Raw genomic sequence first — 22,178 nt, 5'->3', positions numbered from 1 at the left:
TACGGAATGATTCTCATTCTCAACCCATTTAAATATCAAAATCAATCAAATTGATATTATGAAAACATCAGACTATTTCATTTTGGGCTCGGCCCTTATTTCCATGATCCTATCGATCTATCTTTGGTTTACCGTTGATAAAGAAGCCGGTTTATTTGTAGGACTTTGGGTACCCTCTTTACTGGGATTTGGCATGTACATAAAAAATATTTACGGAGGTTCAAATGGATGATTCAGTAATATTTTTTGCAGGTATTTTCACAACCTTACTTTTCCTGATCGGATATGGGATCACCATTAAGGAATTCAGGGAGTTGGAAGAGGAGCGCGGAACTGAACGCTTTAGAGATGATAGTAATGCTGAGATCGAAAACTGATCTCAGCTTTTTTAAATCGGTTTATTTTGGATCTGCTCCAGCCATTTCGTGGATCTTCTTCCACTCGCTTTCTGTGACCGGTGTAATGGAATAGCGGCCTAACCGGAATAATTCCATATCATCAAGCGCTGCTTCTTCTTTCATGGCATCTCTGGTGACAGGCTCATCAAACTTTTGTACAAATTTCACATCCACCAATTGCCACCTTGGATCGCTCTCAGTGCTTTTTTCATCAAAATATTTGGAGCTCGGATCGAACTGAAGCGGATCCGGATATGGATCACTTGATACTTCCATGGTTCCTACAATAACCGGAGTGGATATATTTGAATGATAAAAGAGTACGCCATCACCCACATTCATATCATCACGCATAAAATTACGAGCCCCATAATTTCTTACACCGGTCCAAGGAGTCTCCCCATCGTTTTCCAGGTCTTCGATGCTGTAATCTTCCGGTTCCGATTTCATTAGCCAGTATTTTCTATCGCTCATTTTATTCGCTTTAGATTTAAAAATTTAAAATTAAAGATTAAAAATTGCCGTTAAATCGTAACTCCATTTTTAATCTTTAATTTTTCACTTTGAATTGTATTTATTTACGTACCACAAAATTGTCTGTCGAAGCATTCCGTTAAAATCCTGAGAGGGTTTCCATCCCAGTTCATTCTTGATCTTTGAGGCATCAATGGCATAACGGAAATCGTGTCCCAGACGATCCTCCACAAAAGTGATCAGGTTTTTGTAATCACCGCCGGGGCCCTCACCTACCTCTTCATTCAGGATATCACAGATCATTCGTACGAGTTCAATGTTCTTCCATTCGTTGTTGCCGCCAATGTTATAGGTCTCTCCGGCTTTACCTTTGTGAAACACCACATCCAGTGCATCATTATGATCGTGTACAAAAAGCCAATCGCGTACATTTTCACCTTTCCCATAAACCGGAATTTCATTCTGATCGATGGCATTCCTGATCACCACAGGAATTAGTTTTTCATCGTGTTGATGCGGTCCATAATTATTTGAACAATTTGTGGTCACTACATTCATACCGTAGGTCTGGTAATATGAACGAACAATGAAATCACTGCTTGCCTTGGAGGCAGAATAGGGCGAATTTGGAGCATAAGGTGTTTTTTCTGTAAAATAACCGTCATCCTCCAATTCCCCATATACTTCATCGGTCGATACATGCAGGAACCGATTGTTGATCCAGTTTTCTTCATTCTCTTTCCAGAGTTGCCTGCATTCTTCAAGTATATTAAAGGTTCCCACAATATTAGATTGTATAAATGGCTCAGGGCCTTTTATAGAGTTATCCACATGGGATTCAGCCGCCAGGTGAAATACGCCCTGTGGCCGAAAAGTCCTGATCACATCATGAACTTCATTACGGTTCACCAGATCCACTTTTTTAAAATAATACCGGGCGGAATCTTTCAAGGGTTTCAAATAGGACTGATCTGAGGCATATGTCAGTTTATCAAGGTTAAAGATCTCATAGTCAGGATATTTTTCAAATAACCTCAATATCAAATTTGATCCTATAAATCCGGCTCCGCCTGTTACTATTATTCTCATATCGTAAAAAGATCTTTATCCTGTACTGATGTCAGTAAAGGTAACTTTCGGTCCTTATCAGATAGGATCGGTCGGTCAATATCCCAGTTAATGCGAATAGTTGGGTCATCCCATCTGATACCTCTTTCTCCTTCTCGGTTGTAGTAGTCCGAACATTTATAAGCTACAATGGCTTCATCTGATAACACTGAGAAACCGTGGGCAAACCCTTTTGGAATGTACAACATTCTTTTACTCACATCGGAAAGCTTGAATGCCACATAGTTGCCGAAAGATTTGGAACCCTGACGGATATCAACAGCCACATCCAAAATGGTGCCGCTCAGGCACTGAACCAATTTGGCCTGAGGATTTTCGATCTGATAATGCAATCCCCGAACTGTATTCTTGTACGATCTGGATACATTATCCTGAACAAAATGCTCGTTAATTCCTGCATCCTTCAAAATTGACTGGCGGTAGGATTCAAAAAAATAACCGCGTTCATCCTCAAACACATTGGGTTCGATGATCTTCACATCTGGAATTCTGGTTTCTTTAATATTCATGTATCAATGTTTGCCAGCAGGTTATGTAAACCCTCCTGCCAGTCCATTATGGTTATACCCGGAACCGCTGCGATCTTTTTTGTGGAAAGCAACGAAAAAGCCGGTCGTTTGGCTTTGGTTGGAAACTCTGAACTTGAGATCGGCTTCACTACAACCTGCTCTCCGGTCTTCTTAAAAATAGCCTGAGCAAGGTCGTACCAGGTGATCATGCCTCTTGATGTTATATGGTAAAGACCGGAAATATTTTGATCGATCAGGTGCCAGCAATTCTCTACTACGTTATCCGCAAAAGTTGGACTGCCAAATTGGTCGTTCACGACTTTTAATTCATCCCGCTCTTTCCCCAACCGTACCATGGATTTAACAAAGTTCTTTCCAAACCTGCCACATAACCATGATACACGGACGATCAAATAGTCACAACCGGAATTTTGAATACTTACCTCCCCTGCAAATTTACTCTCTCCATAAACGCTGATAGGTTTTGCAGGATGATCTTCCGGATATCCATCCGGTAAGCGTTTTATATCTTGCTCACTTCCTTCAAAAACATAATCTGTAGAAAAATGAACTAGTTTTATTTTATGTTCAGCACAATAATCAGCCAGGTTCTTCACACCATCTGCATTTACAGCAAAAGCTTTTTCCCTTTCATCCTCTGCCTGATCTACTTTGGTGTAAGCTGCGCAATTAATGATAAGGTCAGGTCGTAAGTTATTCAGAACCCGCCTAACATCAGAATGATCTGTTATATCCAGGTCGGATGATGGTAAAGCAATGAACTCCACTCCCTGCTTATTCAAATAATATACCCATTCACTGCCAAGTTGACCATTACCGCCGGTGATCATAATTCTCATGCTCAACTCCGAATTAATTCGTTTGCGATCTGATAGGATTCAGGGGTACCGGCATCGGTCCACCAACCCTTTAAAATTGAACTTTTCATCTCGCCTTTTTGAATATAATGATTGTTCACATCCGTTATCTCAAGTTCACCGCGGCCGGAAGGCTTTAATGTTTTGATGCATTCAAATACAGAAGGATCATAGAAATAAATCCCTGTGACAGCATAATTTGACTTAGGTTCCTCTGGTTTTTCTTCTATAGAGACCACCATATCACCGTCTAACTCCGCCACTCCATAGCGTTTTGGATCCGGAACATCCTGGATCAGGATCTGAGCCCCCTTACCTGGATAGTCTTCAACTGCTTTTATTAGAGATGATTCAAAAATATTATCGCCAAGGATCACTAAAACCGGATCATTTCCGGCAAAATTCTCAGCCAATCCAAGAGCCTGGGCAATCCCCCCTGCTTCATCCTGAACTTTATAAGTGAAACGGCAACCAAAATCTTTTCCGGATCCCAAAAGATTCACAACAGCTCCCATATGTTCGGTACCTGTCACGATCAGGATCTCATCAATGCCTACTTCGGTTAGTTTTTCAATTGGATGATAGATCATGGGCTTATCACCAACCGGCAACAAATGCTTATTGGTTACTTTTGTAAGGGGATACAATCTTGAGCCTGTGCCACCTGCCAGTATAATGCCTTTCATTGCTTATAAGAGTATGTGAGTGCTATTAATCAACGGTTAAAACTAAACTTTCTGATGATGAATTTGAAATCAATATTTTGGAGTTACCTTCCAATCATATGAATGATCTGCAGGCAGTTAGAATTGATTAATTTACCTGTTCAGAGTTGGAATACTGATTATATTTATATGCAGGAATTATGCATATGATCAAAGCACTAAAATTATCATTTACGGTTTTTCTGCTGATCTTATCAGCAAGCGGCTTAACTAAAGCACAGGATGTGATCCGTGCTTCGGGTGGAACAGATCTGTCCATTGATCTCATTTCAAGTGGTCAGTATGTCACCATTACCGGTCCTACAATACGGGAAACAGCCACCGGGCAACTCTCTCAAAATGGTACCATAATCCTTACCCTGCCTAACGGGTACGAATGGAATACAGCATTGACCGGGGCTGACATCACTTTGACAATAACCCCAACCGGTGCGGCAAATACACAATTAGCTGCAAGTTTCACAGGATTCAATAATACCCAGGAAGCTGTCTTTACTATAGACAGAGAAAGTGAAACCAAAGGAAATGGTCAGGGCCCGGGGCGTATAGAGATTTCGGGCTTGCAACTTAGACCGGCAACCACCACTGTGCCGGATACCGGTACAATCTCAAATACCGGAACCACCGGGCCAAGTGCCAACTACGGAAACTTGAGCAAGGTCGCCGGCTCAATAACAAAAATATCTGTGGAAACAGCTGCAGATGGCACCGGGCAAGTCGTCCCTGACCAGGATATCCTGGCTGGCAACAATCTGACCGTTTATGCCATTGGAAGAGATACAGGCGGTAATTTTGTAGAGAACGTAGCTTTGGCCAATGCTAACGACTGGTCCCTAATAAATGTAACAGGTGATATTCCATCAACGGCGCTGGATCCTGCTGTGAATCTTAAAAGTGCCACTTTTTCCTCTCAGCTGACAGGATCGGCCAGTATTCAGGCTTCACTTTCAGGAGTAACCAACATTCCATCCGGTACTATAACCGTTCTGCCAAGGGATGCAGATCGGATCGTCATAGATACACAACCACCTGCTACGGGCATTGCCGGAGAAGTATTTACTAACAGCCTTCTCGTCCATGTACAGGATATTTTTGGAAACCTGGTAACCACTGATAACTCAACCCAAGCTACGGTTTCTATCAACAGTGGAAATGGTACGCTAACCGGAACACTCACCCGTACAGCAGTCAATGGGGTCATAACATTTGATGACCTTTCATCCGATATTGCCAACACCATTGATCTTTCTATCATTAGCAGTGGTTTAAATTCACTTACTACATCCTCAGTAGTAGTAGATCATAACGTACCGGCCGGACTTACTTACCTTGTGCAGCCTGCAAATACAGCTCAAAATCAAACTATCACCCCACCGGTTGAAGTCCAATTGGTTGATGCTTTTGGAAATATTGCAGACGTACAAGGCGTGACCATAGACCTTAACGCTAGCGTAGTCTTGGATGGTAGCAGCACAACCTCAACTAATACGAATGTAGACGGTAAAGCTATTTTTGATAATATTGTAATTGGAAGTACCGCTGACTTGGGTAATGCCACTCTCAGAGTTCAAAATTCAGGCGGATCATACTCACAGATCAGTAACATCTTTGAGGTTATCAGTCTTAATTCTCTTGCAAGATTTGATATCGAATCAACCTCTGACACTCCAATTTCGGAACAATCAGCAGGTCAACCCTTTGATATCAGGATCAAAGCCATCAACGGTAATAATGAAATTTATACCGACTTTACAGATACGGTTCGAATCACTTCCAATTCGCAGATCACAGTTAATGGAACCCCTGTTTCAGGATTATCTTCACTGCCCTTTGAAAATGGAGTTCTCGATACCACCATTACATTAACCACTTCAGGTTTATCTACGATAAGTGTTGAGAATGAAGATCTAAACCGCTCCGGTCAGAGTAATGAATTCAATATCTTGCCCGGTGCTCTTGATCCCTTGACCACCCTCATCACTGCCGATCCAACTGAGATACTTGCAAATGGCAGCAGTACATCTGACATCACGGTACAGTTGAGAGATGAATATTCCAATAACCTGTTATCAGGAGGTGATTCGGTAGAGGTCTTTACTGATTTTGGTACATTTACAGGCAATACCACTGCTTTTATGGCTGTGGATCAGGGTGACGGCACTTATACGGCTCTACTGACTTCCTCTCAAAATGCTTCTGAAACGGCTACGATCACGGCAGAGGTAAACTCCATTTCGGTTCCAGATAACGCTACTGTTGATTTCACCCAGGGTGAAGTAGCGGGGTTCAATATCAGTCTTCCTTCATCCGGTTCAGGTCCAGATACGCAAACAGCCGGTGTTCCATTCCCGATCAATGTTCAGGCTATTGATGCCTACGGAAACGTAGTTACTGATTTTAATGGAAATGTAACCATCAGTTCTAATTCAAATATCACCGCCGGTAACAATGCTTCATTCAATAATGGTGAATTGATCGGCCATGATATTACCCTGACTCTAAGCAACACTACTGCAACTATCACACTTACGGCCAATGACCTTTTTAATGTAGAAACAACAAGTGAGGAATTTGTTGTCAAGGCAAATGATCCGGATCCGGTGACCTCTGCAGTAGTGGCTGACCCAAGTGTCTTACAAAACCAGGGAAGCAGCGAGTCTACTATATCCATTGTACTTCGTGATGCTTTCAATAACAGGGTATTGGAACAGGTTCCGGTCTCAATCAGTATGACTCAAATTGAAGAAAATGGAAATCCATCACCAGATGGTGTAGCCAATGCCAGTTTGTCTGCTCCGACCTGGAATGCTACCCAACAAAATTATATTGCTACTTTAACTGCCAGCAACACCGTCGAACTCGTTGAAATATCAGGTGCTTTTGGAAGCGGTCCAACAACTCAGATCAATCAAAAAGCAACAGTGGACATTGTGAACCCGATCGTATGGACTTCCGGTGCCGGTGGCCCTGCAGGGAATAGAACTGACTGGACCAATGCAGAAAACTGGAATCCACAAACCGTTCCTCAAAGTGATGACTATGTGATCATTCCTGATGTCGCTGACCTGCCTATTTTGGACCTGAATATCAACCTGGGAACTTTTGAAATTCAAACCGGGGCCTCTTTAACATTATTTGGAGGTAATGCCATTACTGTTAGCGGAGCCCTGATCGTGGATGGGATTCTTGACATTGAAGATAATACAGACCTTACGACCGTAGGTGGCTTTGGAGGGTCTGGTACGTTTACAGCCGGTGCTCAAACAAATGTTCAAGTCGGTGGGGATATTACTGTTAGCAGTTTCCTTGCCCGTAATGAGGGAGCTATTATTACCTTAAATGGTGAAAGCCCACAAACGATCTCCACACCAAATTTTCTTGCTCAGAACCTGAATATTGAAAATGATGTGACATATAACACTGGCGGTGATCTTCTTGATGTAAATACTTTGAATATTGCAAGTGGAAACACCTTTGAACTACAGGCCGGTGCCGGTATGACTCTTGATATTACAGAGCAGCTAACCGGTCAGGGCACCCTTCTATTGAATAACAACACTTTTGTATTAAGAGGTAACGCAAGTCTGGAAAATATTGATGCCAGTGATGGAACGGTGATCTTTGGGATAAGGCTAGATGAAAATTTCGTGGACTACCCTGATCTTCAACAACAGCAGATATCCAATTTCACCGAGATGCAAAACGCGATCATCAATAATACTGAGGGGGTTCGAACCTTTGATGATATTATCATTTCCGGTGACCTGACCCTTCAAAACGGTCCTTTGATACTGAGCTCAGGAAACAGCCTTATCGCACCAAATATCTCATATGTAAATGGTACACTTAGAATGCTGAGAAATATAAATTCCTCTCGTGGCTGGAGGATGATCTCGGCTCCATTTCAAAGTGATTTCAATGACTTTTTAGATAAGACCGTTACTCAGGGCTTTACAGGATCCAGTTTGGGTGACGACCCGGCTGACTCCCTTCAGCCAAATGTACTGTGGTATGATACAACTTTTGAAGTAGCTGAAGGTGAACTCGGAACCACTGACAATCAGCGATGGAGAGCTCCCGGCAATGCCACAGATACTCCAACTGCAGGTCGCGGATACTTTGTGTACTTCTTTGGTGACATCGCTTCAGACTCCAGGTACAATACCCCTCTCCCGCTTACTTTGGATATAGAAGGAACGGAATATCCGGCAGCTACAGGTACATTCAATTTTTCTGAGGTAGCCTACAACGAGAATTCAGATGGCTGGAATCTTGTAGGAAATCCATTTGCTTCTAGCCTTGACTGGGATAATCCGGGTTGGACTAAAACCAATATTGATAATGTACTCTACGTGTGGGATCCGGTAAACAACGATTATTTTTACTGGAATGGCATTGGAGGCGGTAATCTGGACGGTACAAAATTAGGAAACGGGATCATCCGGCCTTTCCAGGCATTTTGGATAAAGGCCAATGCAGATAACCCGATACTGAGCGTCGACCAAAGCGCCCGTACCACCGGTGGCACCTTTCTGAGCAAGAATAATAAGGAGCCCGAGGTAATTACCCTTGAACTTTCCACGGGTGAACATTCCAAACCGACCCACATCACCCTATCGCCGGGTGGCAAAACCCGAAAAGATGACCGGGATGCCATTCGCCTGCTTCCATTTGAGACCAATAGTTATCTCGAGTTCTTCACAACTTTAGACGATGGAACTCAGCTGGCGATCAATAACCTGGCTCGTGATTTCGGTAAAGAGATCGAAATTCCCCTTCATGTTGGTGGTTATGTAAACGGGTTTCCTATAAATGGCTCATATACCATTCAACTTCATGACCTGGAAGAACTGCCACAAGGCTGGTCTATTACCCTTAAAGACAAACAGACAGGTCAATCCGTAGACCTGATCGATCAGGTAACCTATACCTTTGATCTGTCACAGCAAGCCGCTAAGGTTGCTACAAATACCGTACAAAACTTCAGCCTGACCAATTCTTCCTCCAGGTCAAAAACAAATGCTGATCTTGAATCAAGGTTTGTGCTTATTCTGGCTCCGGGTGAGGATGCTGATGGACTTCCGGATCAGTTTGAGCTCTACAATAACTACCCTAACCCCTTCAATCCAAGAACGACTATTCGCTTTGCGGTTCCAATTGAAGGCCCCGTTCAGTTAGACGTGTATGATATCCTTGGCAGAAAGGTCACACAACTGGTCGATCAAAATTATCAGGCCGGCTTCCATGAGGTCAATTTTGATGCCAATAGACTGGCCAGTGGAGTCTACATTTATCGTCTATCAACCGAGGGCGGAGTACTAACCAAGAAAATGACCCTGGTCAAATAGCCCATCCACTCCCCCATTCATTTCGTATCCATAAAAAAATCTAATTTGTATTGATTCACGCTGTAGTGATATTAAATCGTAACAAATGAGAGAACGACAGCTCTTGTTGTTAGAAGAGCTATCAAATATTAAGATTTTTTAATATTTTGTATAGGCAACACAAACAAAAGAAATAAGCCATGTCAGGATATTCGGAAGTACTTTATGTGATTTTTGCTATGGTCATTGTATCCACCATGGCGCTCAATGCCAACCGTGTGATACAAGTGAACAATGTGTCCATGATCGAAGGACAACTTGAGGGGCAGGTGATCGCCTATGCTCAGGATATCATTGAAGAATCCAGGGCGCTCGCCTTTGATGAAGAAACTTCAGATGATGGTAGTGGTAATAGTGTAGTTCCGGTTTATATACCAGGTGGGTTCTCAACATTAGGTCCAGATGGTGAAAGTGGCCGTACGACATTCAATGATTTCGATGACTTTCACGGGTATACTGAAACAGTGACAATTAACGGTATTGACTATGACATTAACGTAGTGGTCGATTACCTAAATCATGATAGTCAATACAATACTTTTTCCGTTTCAGGCAGTAAATCAACCCTCAAACGAATTACAGTAAACGTACAATCAGAATTCCTGAATAAGAACCCGGGATCTGATAACACAAATTATAACTTCAGCTTTATCAGAAGCTATTACGCGGATTAGATTATGAACTTTGGACTCATTATAAGTTATGTGATTGCGGGCTTTCTAATGATCATGATCTTCACGATCAACTATAACGTGGGATTCAGTAATCAGGAAGTGACCACCACACTGATCAAGAAAACACATTCTCAGGCCGTACAGGAGATGATCATAAACGATATACCTAAAATTGGGTATCAAAAAGACAGTGTTATCGCTACAAAGTTCATAAAAGCCGATGACCATGAAATTTCTTTTTATAGTGATCTTGACAACAGTGGTGATGTGGAAATAATAACCTGGACGTATGATCCCGACAACGCTCCGGATCATGCAAACAATCCACACGTGGATATGCTTACCAGAACCGTTGACGGAGTTTCAACTGAAATACCGGTTGGAATCACTGATTTTGAAGTAAGGTACTACAATCAGTACGGATCAAGTACTCCAATGAGTACACCGGTCAGCAGCTCTAATTTTGATGATATCCTACAAATTGAGATCGAATTCGAAATGCAAAACGATTATTCGTTGAACTATCGGGCTTCAGATCCTGATAGATATGTAACAACAACCTGGCAGAAGCGGTTTTCGCCGGTTAACCTTAGAAAAGATTAGGAGATAAAATATGGGACGTGCAATGTTAATTATCGCTGCCGGAGCCATTATTGCGGTAGGAATTTTACAGCTGGGTGTACAAAGTAAACGCACTGGTATTGCTCAAAATTCGGCAATTGATGCGTATGAAGTTCAGATCAGAAACAAAGCTTTTACAGCTGCTCAGGTTTCAATGGAAAGAATAAATGAAAGTGGTGGAACCTGGCATCCTACCAGTACCAGCCCCTGGGTTCAAGAGATCGATGGAGATTCTATCTCGCTTTATTATGACCTAAAACCTTCTTCAGGAGGAGGAACCTATGCCATACTGGATAGTGATACGGTTGAAATACACGCCCGTTCATGGTATCGGGATCCTATCAACGGTCAAGAAAGAGATCTAGATATTATAACATCATACGTAAAACAAGCACTGCATTTTGTGCCGGAATTCCAGTCTGCCATTTCAATTGCTGCTGATTATGATGATTTTGTTTTTTCCGCACAGGGATCTTCTATAATTTCAGGGGATGATAACAGCGGAACATGCCCTGCTAAACCAGCTGTATCTGTTAAAGATCAGCAATCTTATGATGCTATTTCAGGGGATGCTGATACTTATTCAAGATTAGTGGGTGAAGGTGGAGAACTTAATCTGGACCCAGACCTATCGTACCAACCGGTCGATCAACTAGTTGCCCGTTTGGGACAGATGGACGGCGTTACCAGAATACCAGATGGGGTATATCAAGAGGATCTAGGGTCAGCAGATGATCCTGGCGTATTTTTTGTAGAGGGAGACACTAAGTTTGCGTCAAATACAGAAGGTTTTGGGATCATGGTAGTTCGTAATTATGGAACTGTATCAGGTGACACCACTGGTTTGATCGATGAGGTCACCGGGTCATTAGATCTTAAAGGTGGATTTACTTTCAATGGTCTGGTGATCTTTGAAAATGCATATAATATGGATGGAAAAGGTACTGTAAATATTAATGGTTCGGTCCTGGTTGGTAAAACAGACGATTCATTTGATGATATAGACATAAATCTAAACGGTAATATCACTGTCAGCTATGATTGTGAAGCAGAAGAAACGGCCAAAGCAGCTGCAGCTGGCATGCTCAATCAAAACCGTTATAAAAGACTTAGTACATACGAATAAGAAGTTAGTCGTTCTTATTTAGCTTACCCCTATCTCCTTTTATCTTTGCCCGGTGGCTGAGGTAAAAGGAGATTTTTATTTTGCAATAGCTTCCCCTTCCCGGTTCTTTTTAAATTTTTCATCATTTTGGTGATATTTTTCTAAATCTAACCAACACTTACGGATTTGATGATTCCCGTGAAAACGGGAATCTAATTAGTAACTACTGTTCAAAAACAAAAAAACGTCAGTTCTAGATAAAATTGATCCTTTGTTGTCACACTGAGCGTATTAAACATAGAATTAGGATCATATTGTATTCCGCGAAGGGTCTAAAAAATTGGGTTGCATTATCGTTTGAGATCCTTCGCGTTCAACAAATTGTACTCAGATAGCTTTTAAGGCGCTCAGGATGACACCTTCCGAGATCTTATATCGAAATGACGTTAAAATAAACTAACAGGTAAACCATTATCATAGTCACTATATTTTAGTGGTATAAACAAGCAAGACTTTTTGCACTCGATATCGGTTATGAAGAGAACGCTTTTAATAGCTCTGTTTTTAGTTTTAGGGAACTGTTACCTCAAGGCACAAAGTAATGACAATGCTGAAATAAATGTTTCTGCTACGGTTATAGGCTCAACTCAGAACTCAATTGAGCTGATCACAGTCAACACCATTCAGTTTGGAAATACTCAGCCTGAGGACGGACAGATCTATATCAACCCCATAACCAGCCTCAACGCCGGGTTTATGATCGCAAATGGAAATCCTGAAGCAGAATTCAGGTTGAATTATCTTCCGGACCGAATTCTCACACAAATTAACGGCAACGGTTCTCTGATCTTCAATTATCAGATATCCGGTAACTCTGAGGATGACCAGGCTACATCCGAATTACTTGACCTGGAGAACCGCAATCTGCGTTTTAATGAAGAAGGGCAGTTTTTTATATGGGTGGGCGGCCTTATTGACCTCAGTAATGCAGCTCCCGGAAATTACGAAGGTGATTTCACCATCGAGATCGATTACATATGATAAAACATGGAGCACATAATCCTTTTACTAAAAAGCTTTTAGGGTCACTAAGAACCTCACTGGTATTTAGTGTGATCATCTTATTCTCATCCCCCCTTCTAAAAGCTCAGGAGATCAATTTTGGTGATTTCAGCAGCAAATACTCCGTTTCGATCACAGAACTTATACCAGCTGAGGATCTGGCCTTTGGTATGGTAATTCAAAATGAAGGGTTAAAGACCATAGACCTTCTGGATGCCAAGGTATTGATGATAGAGGGCGTTAAATACCTGGATGTGATCGTCGACATAACGGCCGATAATTACCTGTTTCTTGATAATGATGTGAGTTGCAATGGCACGAACTCGAATTGCATTCCCTTTACCTTGCAGGCTGCCTATGCCAATCGAGGAAGCAACAACACCAATCAGGCCGTGCTTATGCAGGTGGCTTCCAATGTGGCAAGTGCTCAATTCCCAGTTTTGGCACGGGGTAATCGCCCTCCGGGTCCGCCCCCAACACCCGTTTTTGAAGGTTATAATCCGGCCTTATTTAACGAGACTGCCTATTTATATCTCTATGGCTCGATCAATGTCGGAAATGTGAATGCCGGTACCTATAGTGGTCAGATCAATGTGACTGTTACATATGACTAAGCCTCTTTCCTACATATTGCTGATCATTCTGTTCAACCTTGGTATCACTGCTGCTGGTTCGGCTCAATTCATCAACCTCCGTCTCACCGTAGAACCTGAACTCAGAGCAACCGTGATCCAGCCCCTGGATTTTGGAACCCAGATCACCAACTCTGGTCGTACCAGTATTGAACTGGGCGATGCCAATATGGGAATCTTCAGTGTTAGAGCCTATCATACTCAAAATATCTTTATCGATCTTCAGTACCCTGATGCCCTGGAAAACAATGAACCCGGGGTTACCGCTGATATTCCACTGGAATTGGGAATGTCCTTTAACAATTCCGGTACCGACAACGCGCAAAATAGCACACCTCTGCCTTTGAACGAAGGCCTGGTTTCCATCACTCAAAATACCACTCCTGAAACTGACGCCGACGTATGGAAACAAATGTATATTTATGTGTATGGTTCTATTGTGATCGGGAACATCCCCAATGGGATATACACAGGGGATATTATCTTAAACCTTGATTACGACTGACCTGAATAGGCTTTGTGCCTGAATATTAAAGAACTCTAAAGTTTAATGTGTGACTCAGTCGTTACATTCCTGCGTGATACCACCATCTACCTGCTTCAAAATTCAAACGTTAACCGGCTTTAATTAAGACTATCTAATTGGACAGAATGAAGATGTTCGATAATTTTGAATCAGAAATTAATAAAACAACAAACTCAATCTCACGGACATGAAAGTTTTAAAACAAACACTTACCCTTTTCGCCTTAGTAGCATTGTTTAGCACAACTGCTTATGCTCAAGAAAATGCCAATGTTACAGCTAGTGCAACTGTCCAAAGTGCATTTACCATGAATAATGTAAATGACCTTTCTTTCGGTACAATTACCACTACTGAAACCCCAACAATATCTGCCACAGATGCAAATGCTGGTGCAGTTGATATCGTTGGAGCCTCATCTGGAGTACTGATGGATGTGACTATTGATTACCCTGCAACTCTTGATAACGCAGATGTTGACGCTACTAATGATCTTGTTTTTGGAAATTACGAAGGATCTTATAGACTCGATGGTACCAATGACGCAACTGGGTCAACAACATTTGGTACAGTGTCAGGAACTCAATTAACTGGATCATTTACATCAACAGCTAACACAATGTATATCTATGTTGGAGGACAAATTACAGATGCCTCTCAGGCGGTACCTGGTGATCCGTACAGTAACACTATCACTGTTACGGTTGATTACAACTAAAGCAAGTTAGGTATTAGGTTAGCCATGGAGTTTAACTCCATGGCTTTTTTTTTAGCTATTCCTTTTTCCACAAATAATTCAAAGGTTGGTTCGTTTTTTACTAAATTTGGACAAATGTGAATTAAATCATCTCAGATGACTGCCATACGTAACATACTGCTAGCAATTGCTTTACTGCTTCCTATATATTCAGTAGCCCAGGTAACAATTGCCCCAACCAATTTATTTATTGACAGCCAGTCTAAGTTTGGGACTTATATGGTGATCAATAACTCGAATACCCCCCAGGAAGTCTCAATCGATTTCTTTTTTGGTTATTCCCAAACGGACGAAAACGGTAACCGAACCACAGTTGAAGACAGCGCTGAGATCGCAGACGAACACTCTATCGCTGAAAATATCAGGGCCTTCCCAAGAAATTTTGTTTTGAGTCCGAATCAGAGGCAGATCGTGAGACTGAGGATAACCCCACCCAATACGCTTGGAGATGGTGTGTACTGGTCCCGAATTAAAACGTCTTCTACTCCGCAGAGTCCGCCCATTGAACTTTCAAACGATCAGTCCGTGACGGCTCAGGTTGGAATTGTGATCAACCAGGTAACCGGTCTATTTTATAAAAACGGTGATGTCAGTACGGGAATTGATGTAGATGAGATCAGAACGGAAATGACTGATGATAATATTATGGCCGTACTGACCGATTACAGCCGTACCGGTAATGCTCCTTTTCTTGGTACCATCTCTGTTAACCTGAAAGATTCAAACGGTTCGGTGGTTCAATCCGGTTTTATTTCAACCAGCCTCTATTTTGATGGTACCCAGCGTCAGGAGCTTAATATTGAAGGTGTAGACCCCGGAGAATACACTATTGAAGTAAAATTTGAATCACAGAGAAATGACGTGTCATCACGTGATATCATACAAATGGATCCTGTCACTGCAACAACCACTGTAACTATCCCATAAGGTGTGCAAAAATTGGCTCACGGTAACATTCATCATATTTCTTATTGTTTTGAGCGCCGGTTCAATGACCGGCCCACTTTCTGCACAAAGCAATAATACAGAAGAGATCGAGGTCTATCTCGATTTTCGCCACCGTGGCGTCATTAATTCAGTCATCATTTCTTACTATAAGAACGATGAATTCTACCTGCCGGTCTCCGAGCTTTTCTCACTTTTCAATATCGACCACACAATTAACGGTCTTGTTATTGACGGCCGGTTCGGTATCGAACAGATCCCCTATCGTATTAACTTTCAATCGGGCGAGATCCGATTTGGAGAGGACCGGATAGAGATCACAACTGAGGACTATATCCTTCGAGAAATAGATTCCTACCTTCGTGCAGATATCTTTTATGAGGCTTTTGGGCTGGATTTCACTATCGACTTCAATAACCTAAGCCTTAACCTGGAAACCCAGCGTGAACTGCCTGCAATACAGCAAGCGATCAGGAGACAAAGGCGTCAGGTGGCTGATCAAAACAGGCTGCAACAGGAAAGGTACCCTTTAAGATATGATCGGGAACGTCCCTTTTTGGATGGTGGCTTTGTGGATTACAATCTCTCTGCCAATGTAAATGCCAATCAGAACGTTTATAACTTCAATACCAACCTGGGCCTTCAGGTATATGGCGGGGACCTTCAGGGGTCAATATTTGGGAGCTATTCGGAGAATTTCTCTAACATTGCCACTGACAATCTCAGATGGCGCTATATGTACCGCGATCAGCCCTGGCTAACTAAACTGACCATTGGACAAACCACTACAGATGGTTTTGCCCGCAATGCTTACACCGGTATCAGGTTGTCCAATGAACCCATTGAACCCAGGCGCCTTTTTGATGAGTTCGAAGTTCAGGGAACAACCATTCCCCAATCTGAGGTCGAACTCTATTTAAATAACGCTCTCATAGATTTCCAACAAGCGGATGAACTTGGTAATTATCGCTTCCTGACACCGGTCAGTTACGGTTCCTCTCAACTTGATCTGAGGATCTATGGTCCCACAGGACAAGTCATTGAGCGCTCTGAGCGACTTCAGGTTCCTTTCACCTTTCAACCAAGCGGTGTATTCAATTATACCATCAATGCAGGCCGGCTCGATAATCCAATATTTGGGCAAACCACGCAGGATTTTACTGCACAGGGGGCCGGTGCTTACGGCATCAATGAATGGTTAACTGCCAAGGCGGGGGTAGAATATTACCAGGGCTATCATGAATCACTGCCAACTTTCACAACCTCTCTTTCCTCACGCGTCAAAAGTAACTATATCCTGACCCTGGAAGCTGCCAGTGAAGCTTATTACCGGGGTTTACTAAATGTGATCTACCCAAATTCTGCCAGTTTCACCCTGGATTATACCAATTACAATGAGGGATTCAGTATCTATAATCCTTCAAATGATGAACAGCGACTGGTTGCCAGTGCTTTCTACCCTTTTATTTTTTGGGGAGTCCCTTTTAACGTTAGAACTTCAGTGTTTTCAAGGTATAGGACCTCTTCCAGCTCAACCAATTTCAGACTCGATCTGAACTCAAGGATCAGTAAGCTAAATCTCAGAGTTGGCTATACCGATCGATTCACAGGTAGTTTTGATCCATTCAACCCAACTAACACTGCATTCCTTGAAACCTCTGCTACTTATAATGTATCAAGAAACCGAAACCTGCCTGTGTATCTCAGAGGAGTGTTTTTAAGGGGGCAATTCAGATATCAACCAAGTTTGAACCAGCTGGAATCAGCCGAAGTCCTGCTATCCCAAAATGTTTTTGAACAGGGGCGCCTTCAGCTTTCTTATGGCCGGAATTTTGCAAGCGACTATAACAGCCTTCGCTTCAATCTCGTGGTGGACTTCGACAAGATCCGGACCAGTACCACTTACAGCAATATACGCGGGGCAGGTAACCTCACACAAAATATACGTGGATCGATCGGTTACGACACCAACTATGATAACTTCATATTTACAAGCCGGGATCAGGTTGGACGTTCCGGAACAGCGGTCAAACTCTTTGTAGATAATAATGCGGACGGCAATTTTGGAGATGATGACGACCCCATAGCCGGGAATGCCCTGAGAATTCAACGATCGGGAGCCACCAGTACGGTCAAAAATGGGGTTATCTACTACACGCAAATGCAGCCATATTTCTACTACAATATGGAGCTCAATAAATCCCTAATACAGAATCCAATGCTGGTTCCCGAATTTGAGAAATTCGGTTTGATCACAGACCCGAACAGGTTCAAAAAAGTTGAAGTTCCTTTCTATATGTCCGGAGTTATTGAGGGATCGGTTCAGCGTTTACTTGAAAGTGGAAACACCACCGGTGTTGCAGGATTGAAGTTATCACTGTCCAATGAAAATAGTTCTTACAGTAAAGAACTTCGGACCTTCAGTGATGGGAGCTTTTATGATTATGAGGTCCCGCCGGGTAATTATGTACTTCAGGTAGATTCAGCTCAGCTTGATATTCTTAATGTTTATTCTGTACCTGATAATATTGATTTCGAGGTTGAACGGCTATCAGATGGTGATTTCGTAGAAGGACTCTCATTTGAACTGGTTCCAACCGGAATGGCCCGAGAGGAATTAGAACAAGTTGCAGTAGTTAAGGACATTCCAGAACAACCGGTTAACGAAACTGATACTACCATTACTACTGATACTACTGGTATTACCGATACTCCTATACAGCCAGAAACTATCATAATACCGGACTCATCAGGTGTGATCGTAGTAAATGAAACCATCAACACTGAAGAGGTTACTGACACTTTAACTCAAACACAGCAAACGAACGAAAATACAGAACAAACCGAAACCGGAGAAGAGACGAATACTCAACAAGAAACTGACGAACAGGATGCTATAGATATTGATACCGACATCCCTCCTGTGATTCCCCTTGTCAACCCACCGGTTACCGGTTTAACCGACCTTCCTGTAGATTCAGTTCGAGCTGATTCGTTGCAAGAAACTGAGGTATCGGTACCCGTAGCAGAGTTGATCGATGAAGAAACTATTCAGGGAGCGGATTCAACCTTAAGTGATGCCGATGATCAAGCAAAAGTTTCAGCTGACAGCATTATCGCCGTAAATAAGCAAGATATCGAACAAACGGTGGATTCACTTGATGTTGTAGCTAATGAAGGGGCAGAGGAAGTTCAGCTCCCATTAGTATCTGATCCCAAAATAGCAGATGGAGATACTACTCAGTCTATCCCTGCTGATTCAACCGTCATGGAACACGACATCACTGGAGATGAGGATATTGCAGTTTCACAGCCACCGTTTCAACAAACAGAAGCAGCTGATTCTGTACAGACAATGACAACAGATCAATTCACTCCTGTCCAAAACGTAACTGATGCCATTCCTTCTGCTTTCAGTTCCAATGAGTCTATAGAATCATTGACACCGGGTAGATGTATCTATGGGATCCAGTTTGCTTCCTACTCTCAGGAAAGTCAGGCTGACGATCTTTCAAGGAGATTAGAAGAAGATCACCTTACGTTTACTATTTATAATACACCCTATCAGTTATATGGACTTCGTGAGATACAGTATCAAAGTCTTGGCAGAGTAACCACAGCTACGAAGGAACTAAATCGGGTTTATGATTTCAATGCTGCCGTTGTCAGTCAGTGTTATGCAGATCTTGACCTAAACCCGGAAACCACGACCTACTATATTCAAATTGCAGAGTTTGCAACAGAAGAAAATGCCCTGAGATATATTCGTGACCTGAATGACGTAAGTAACATTAAAGCCCTCGAGATACCGGGCGACAGATTTGGTGTCAGAGTTGGTATAGGGCCTTTTAGATCTGAGAGGCAAGCAGCAGGTAGACTTAGAGAACTAAGAGGACAGTTGGATAATTATGCTGATGCAAGTATCCGCAGATATGCCCCTCCTGTAAAGACCACAGACCTTAGTTTTGAGTTTATTTTACTATTTCATGGGTTTACTACCAAAGAACAGGCATTTGAATATAGCCGTGAGGTTGAAAGTACCCTCATGCTCAATACAAAAGTCTTACTCGATGAAAACAAGGAAACCTACTTTGTTACTTCGGAATTAATGGAGGGCTGGTCCCGGATCAATGAGCTTAAAGGTCGGGTCATAAACTCAGGTGTTTCAGCAGAGTCGGTCATCCTGATGGTTGAAATTAAGAATCAGTAAAGACCCGGTTTCAAATCACCTGCTTTCTCATCCGCGCCACCGGTAGATTTAATTGTTCACGATATTTACTTACAGTTCGCCTTGCCACTTTATATCCCTTTTCATTAAGCATATCTGTAAGTTTTTGATCGCTGTATGGACTTCTTTTATTTTCTTTATCAATAATATTTTGAAGTACATTCTTCACTTCACGGTTCGATACTTCTTCCCCACTGTCCGTTTCAAGCCCTTCATTAAAGAAATATTTAAGTTCATATACACCAAAATGTGTTTGTACGTATTTCCCGTTTACCACACGCGATACCGTAGAGATATCCATTCCGATCCTTTCAGCTACATCCTTTAGGATCATTGGCCTTAGGTTTTCACCATATTTGAAGAAATCTTCCTGTAGTGCCACAATGGTCTTCATGATATTCATAAGCGTATTCTGCCTTTGCCTGATCGACTCAATGAACCACTGTGCAGAGTCGATCTTCCGCTTCATAAAGTTTCGCGTCTCGGAATCTGTGTTCTTTTTCTTTTTGGCCTTTATACCCTCCCACATTTCCTTGTACTCAGGAGATATTCTCAAAGATGGGGCATTCCGCTGATTCAGGGTTATTAAAAACTCGCCACGTTCTGTCTCTCCACTGCTTTTTCCTTTCCAGTATACTTCAAAATCCGGCTCAATATAATTTTGAGACTGTTCCATACCTGTTGAGACAGCTCCCGGTCTTGGATCCATATGTTTGATAGTCTCAACGGCATCCTGCAATTCTTCCCTGTCTATATCGAATTTTTGAAGCAGTTTGGAGTAATGTTTCTTTTCAAACTGTTTCCAGGCATCCCTAACGATCCTGATCGCAAGATCCCTTGCCGGTAATTTCTTTTCTGAAGCCATAAGCTGTACCAATAAGCAATCCTGCAGATCACGTGAAGCAATACCGGTTGGCTCCAGTTGCTGGATCTTCTTGCGTACCTCTTCTACTTTTTCTTCATTCAGAAGAATACCGTGATTGAAGGCAATATTATCAACTACGGCTTCCGGCTCGCGGCGGAAATACCCATCTTCATCCAATGAACCGAGTATCTGATCTGCGATCAATTCTTCTTCATCTGAAAGGTCCAGCAATGCTACCTGATCTTCAAGTTCTTCGAGAAGCGTTGCGTGATAGGGATTTGGAAGTTCTTTCCACTCTTCTATATCAGGATTATAGGAAGTACTGAAATTCTCACCATCGTATTCTGTATTATTCTCGAATTCATCCCAGTCGACTTCATGGTCATCCAGACTTTCAAGTGCCTCTTCCTGATCCTCCTCAGGGGCATCCTGCTCCTCTAAACTATCGATCTCAGTTTGCATTGGGTCCACCTCTTCGAGCACCGGATTCTCTTCCATTTCCTCCTTGATCCTCTGCTCAAGAGCTATAGTAGGCAGCTGCAATAATTTAATATACTGTAGCTGCTGTGGCGATAATTTTTGTTGCAGGCTCTGTTGCTGCTTTTGCCCAATATTTTGCTTATTTCGAAGCACTATTTATTCTCTCTTAATGATTTACAAGATTCTATGAATTCGTCAAACCACTCTTTTCCATACCTGCGAACCAAAGGTTTTTCTAAAAATTCAGCCAAATAGGTATTCTCGTTTTCTCCTTTTTCACAGGCAACGGAACAAAGTTTTGGTACATATTCAAAATTCGCATAATCAAAACCTGCAATGTGCTTAAGCCTGACCGGGAACAAATGGCAACTGATGGGTTTTTCCCAATTAAACCGCCCTTCGTAATAAGCTTTTTGTATCGCACAATAAGCAACGTCATTGTCATCATATTTTACAAAGATACATTCCTCAGTTCTGACCGTTGAGATCTCATAACCTGTCTTTTCTGAACCAATGACCACACCATCGCGTTCAGCCACCTCGACTGATTCAGGCATTAGTTCATCCTTGAGAGTCCGATAAGCTTTATGAAGTACCGGTATCTCATCTTTCGAAACCGGAGCTCCGGCATCACCGACCACACAACAGGCTCCCTTGCATCTGGGAAGATCACAGGCAAACTGGGCTGTGGCAATGTCATCTGATAAAATGGTATTTTTTACTTTGAACATGATGCAAGATAACAATCAACAGAACTATTTTCGATGAAACCTTTTTCATTATCTCA

General features: G+C 42.3%; 19 protein-coding genes. 12 read left to right on the top strand and 7 right to left on the bottom strand.

Features of this window, described 5'->3' with window-relative positions; genetic code table 11:
* Positions 1-58: 58 nt before the first annotated feature.
* Positions 59-232: a hypothetical protein gene (locus tag AC13FX_RS11940; protein ID WP_482880928.1), complete on the top strand. Its 174-nt coding sequence runs from the start codon at positions 59-61 to the stop codon at positions 230-232.
* On the top strand, positions 225-377 hold the full coding sequence (locus AC13FX_RS11935; RefSeq protein WP_482880927.1) for a hypothetical protein: 153 nt from the start codon (positions 225-227) through the stop codon (positions 375-377). The genes AC13FX_RS11940 and AC13FX_RS11935 overlap by 8 nt, the downstream gene beginning before the upstream one ends.
* 21 nt (positions 378-398) lie before the next feature.
* On the opposite strand, the gene AC13FX_RS11930 is transcribed toward AC13FX_RS11935, so the two are convergent.
* The 5 genes from AC13FX_RS11930 to AC13FX_RS11910 form a co-directional block, all read right to left on the bottom strand.
* Positions 399-872: an EVE domain-containing protein gene (locus AC13FX_RS11930; protein ID WP_482880926.1), complete on the bottom strand. Its 474-nt coding sequence runs from the start codon at positions 870-872 to the stop codon at positions 399-401.
* Positions 873-956: 84 nt separating this feature from the next.
* Positions 957-1,961, bottom strand: coding sequence for a dTDP-glucose 4,6-dehydratase (gene rfbB / locus AC13FX_RS11925; protein ID WP_482880924.1), 1,005 nt, complete (start codon positions 1,959-1,961; stop codon positions 957-959).
* A complete protein-coding gene (rfbC, locus tag AC13FX_RS11920) occupies positions 1,958-2,509 on the bottom strand; it encodes a dTDP-4-dehydrorhamnose 3,5-epimerase (protein ID WP_482880923.1) in 552 nt (183 codons plus the stop codon). The genes rfbB and rfbC overlap by 4 nt, the downstream gene beginning before the upstream one ends.
* Positions 2,506-3,369 carry a dTDP-4-dehydrorhamnose reductase gene (gene rfbD, locus AC13FX_RS11915; protein ID WP_482880922.1) on the bottom strand — a complete coding sequence of 288 codons (864 nt, stop codon included), beginning with the start codon at positions 3,367-3,369 and terminating at the stop codon, positions 2,506-2,508. Before rfbD ends, rfbC begins: the two co-directional genes overlap by 4 nt.
* A gap of 2 nt (positions 3,370-3,371) precedes the next feature.
* Positions 3,372-4,073, bottom strand: a complete 702-nt coding sequence (locus AC13FX_RS11910) for a sugar phosphate nucleotidyltransferase (protein ID WP_482880921.1) — start codon at positions 4,071-4,073, stop codon at positions 3,372-3,374.
* 185 nt (positions 4,074-4,258) lie between these two features.
* Here AC13FX_RS11910 and AC13FX_RS11905 point away from each other — a divergent pair, with 185 nt between their 5' ends.
* The 10 genes from AC13FX_RS11905 to AC13FX_RS11860 all read left to right on the top strand — a co-directional run bounded on the left by AC13FX_RS11905 (position 4,259) and on the right by AC13FX_RS11860 (position 20,028).
* The gene (locus AC13FX_RS11905; RefSeq protein WP_482880920.1) at positions 4,259-9,460 is read left to right on the top strand and encodes an invasin domain 3-containing protein; all 5,202 of its coding nucleotides are present in this window, start codon (positions 4,259-4,261) and stop codon (positions 9,458-9,460) included.
* A gap of 179 nt (positions 9,461-9,639) precedes the next feature.
* Positions 9,640-10,173: a hypothetical protein gene (locus AC13FX_RS11900; protein WP_482880918.1), complete on the top strand. Its 534-nt coding sequence runs from the start codon at positions 9,640-9,642 to the stop codon at positions 10,171-10,173.
* Positions 10,174-10,176: 3 nt separating this feature from the next.
* Positions 10,177-10,776 (top strand): hypothetical protein, encoded by a 600-nt coding sequence (locus tag AC13FX_RS11895; protein ID WP_482880915.1) that lies wholly within the window; start codon positions 10,177-10,179, stop codon positions 10,774-10,776.
* A 10-nt stretch (positions 10,777-10,786) separates the two neighbouring features.
* A complete protein-coding gene (locus AC13FX_RS11890; protein ID WP_482880913.1) occupies positions 10,787-11,920 on the top strand; it encodes a hypothetical protein in 1,134 nt (377 codons plus the stop codon).
* Between the two features lie 513 nt (positions 11,921-12,433).
* Complete coding sequence (locus AC13FX_RS11885) at positions 12,434-12,940, top strand: hypothetical protein (protein ID WP_482880912.1); 507 nt, start codon at positions 12,434-12,436, stop codon at positions 12,938-12,940.
* A complete protein-coding gene (locus AC13FX_RS11880; protein WP_482880911.1) occupies positions 12,937-13,575 on the top strand; it encodes a hypothetical protein in 639 nt (212 codons plus the stop codon). The genes AC13FX_RS11885 and AC13FX_RS11880 overlap by 4 nt, the downstream gene beginning before the upstream one ends.
* Positions 13,568-14,098: a hypothetical protein gene (locus tag AC13FX_RS11875; protein ID WP_482880909.1), complete on the top strand. Its 531-nt coding sequence runs from the start codon at positions 13,568-13,570 to the stop codon at positions 14,096-14,098. The genes AC13FX_RS11880 and AC13FX_RS11875 overlap by 8 nt, the downstream gene beginning before the upstream one ends.
* Positions 14,099-14,306: 208 nt before the next feature.
* A complete protein-coding gene (locus AC13FX_RS11870; protein ID WP_482880907.1) occupies positions 14,307-14,834 on the top strand; it encodes a Csu type fimbrial protein in 528 nt (175 codons plus the stop codon).
* A gap of 135 nt (positions 14,835-14,969) precedes the next feature.
* A complete protein-coding gene (locus tag AC13FX_RS11865) occupies positions 14,970-15,800 on the top strand; it encodes a fimbrial biogenesis chaperone (RefSeq protein WP_482880906.1) in 831 nt (276 codons plus the stop codon).
* A gap of 64 nt (positions 15,801-15,864) precedes the next feature.
* A complete protein-coding gene (locus AC13FX_RS11860) occupies positions 15,865-20,028 on the top strand; it encodes an SPOR domain-containing protein (protein WP_482880904.1) in 4,164 nt (1,387 codons plus the stop codon).
* A gap of 10 nt (positions 20,029-20,038) precedes the next feature.
* On the opposite strand, the gene rpoN is transcribed toward AC13FX_RS11860, so the two are convergent.
* Entirely contained in the window at positions 20,039-21,544 is a 1,506-nt protein-coding gene (gene rpoN, locus AC13FX_RS11855) for an RNA polymerase factor sigma-54 (protein ID WP_482880902.1), read from the bottom strand.
* Positions 21,544-22,122, bottom strand: a complete 579-nt coding sequence (locus AC13FX_RS11850) for a DUF3109 family protein (protein ID WP_482880900.1) — start codon at positions 22,120-22,122, stop codon at positions 21,544-21,546. Before AC13FX_RS11850 ends, rpoN begins: the two co-directional genes overlap by 1 nt.
* Between the last annotated feature and the right edge of the window lie 56 nt (positions 22,123-22,178).

The sequence above is a fragment of the Gracilimonas sp. B-17 genome (genome assembly GCF_056857935.1).
Note: the sequence above shows the minus strand (reverse complement) of the source record. Positions and strands in the feature narration are given on the sequence as shown.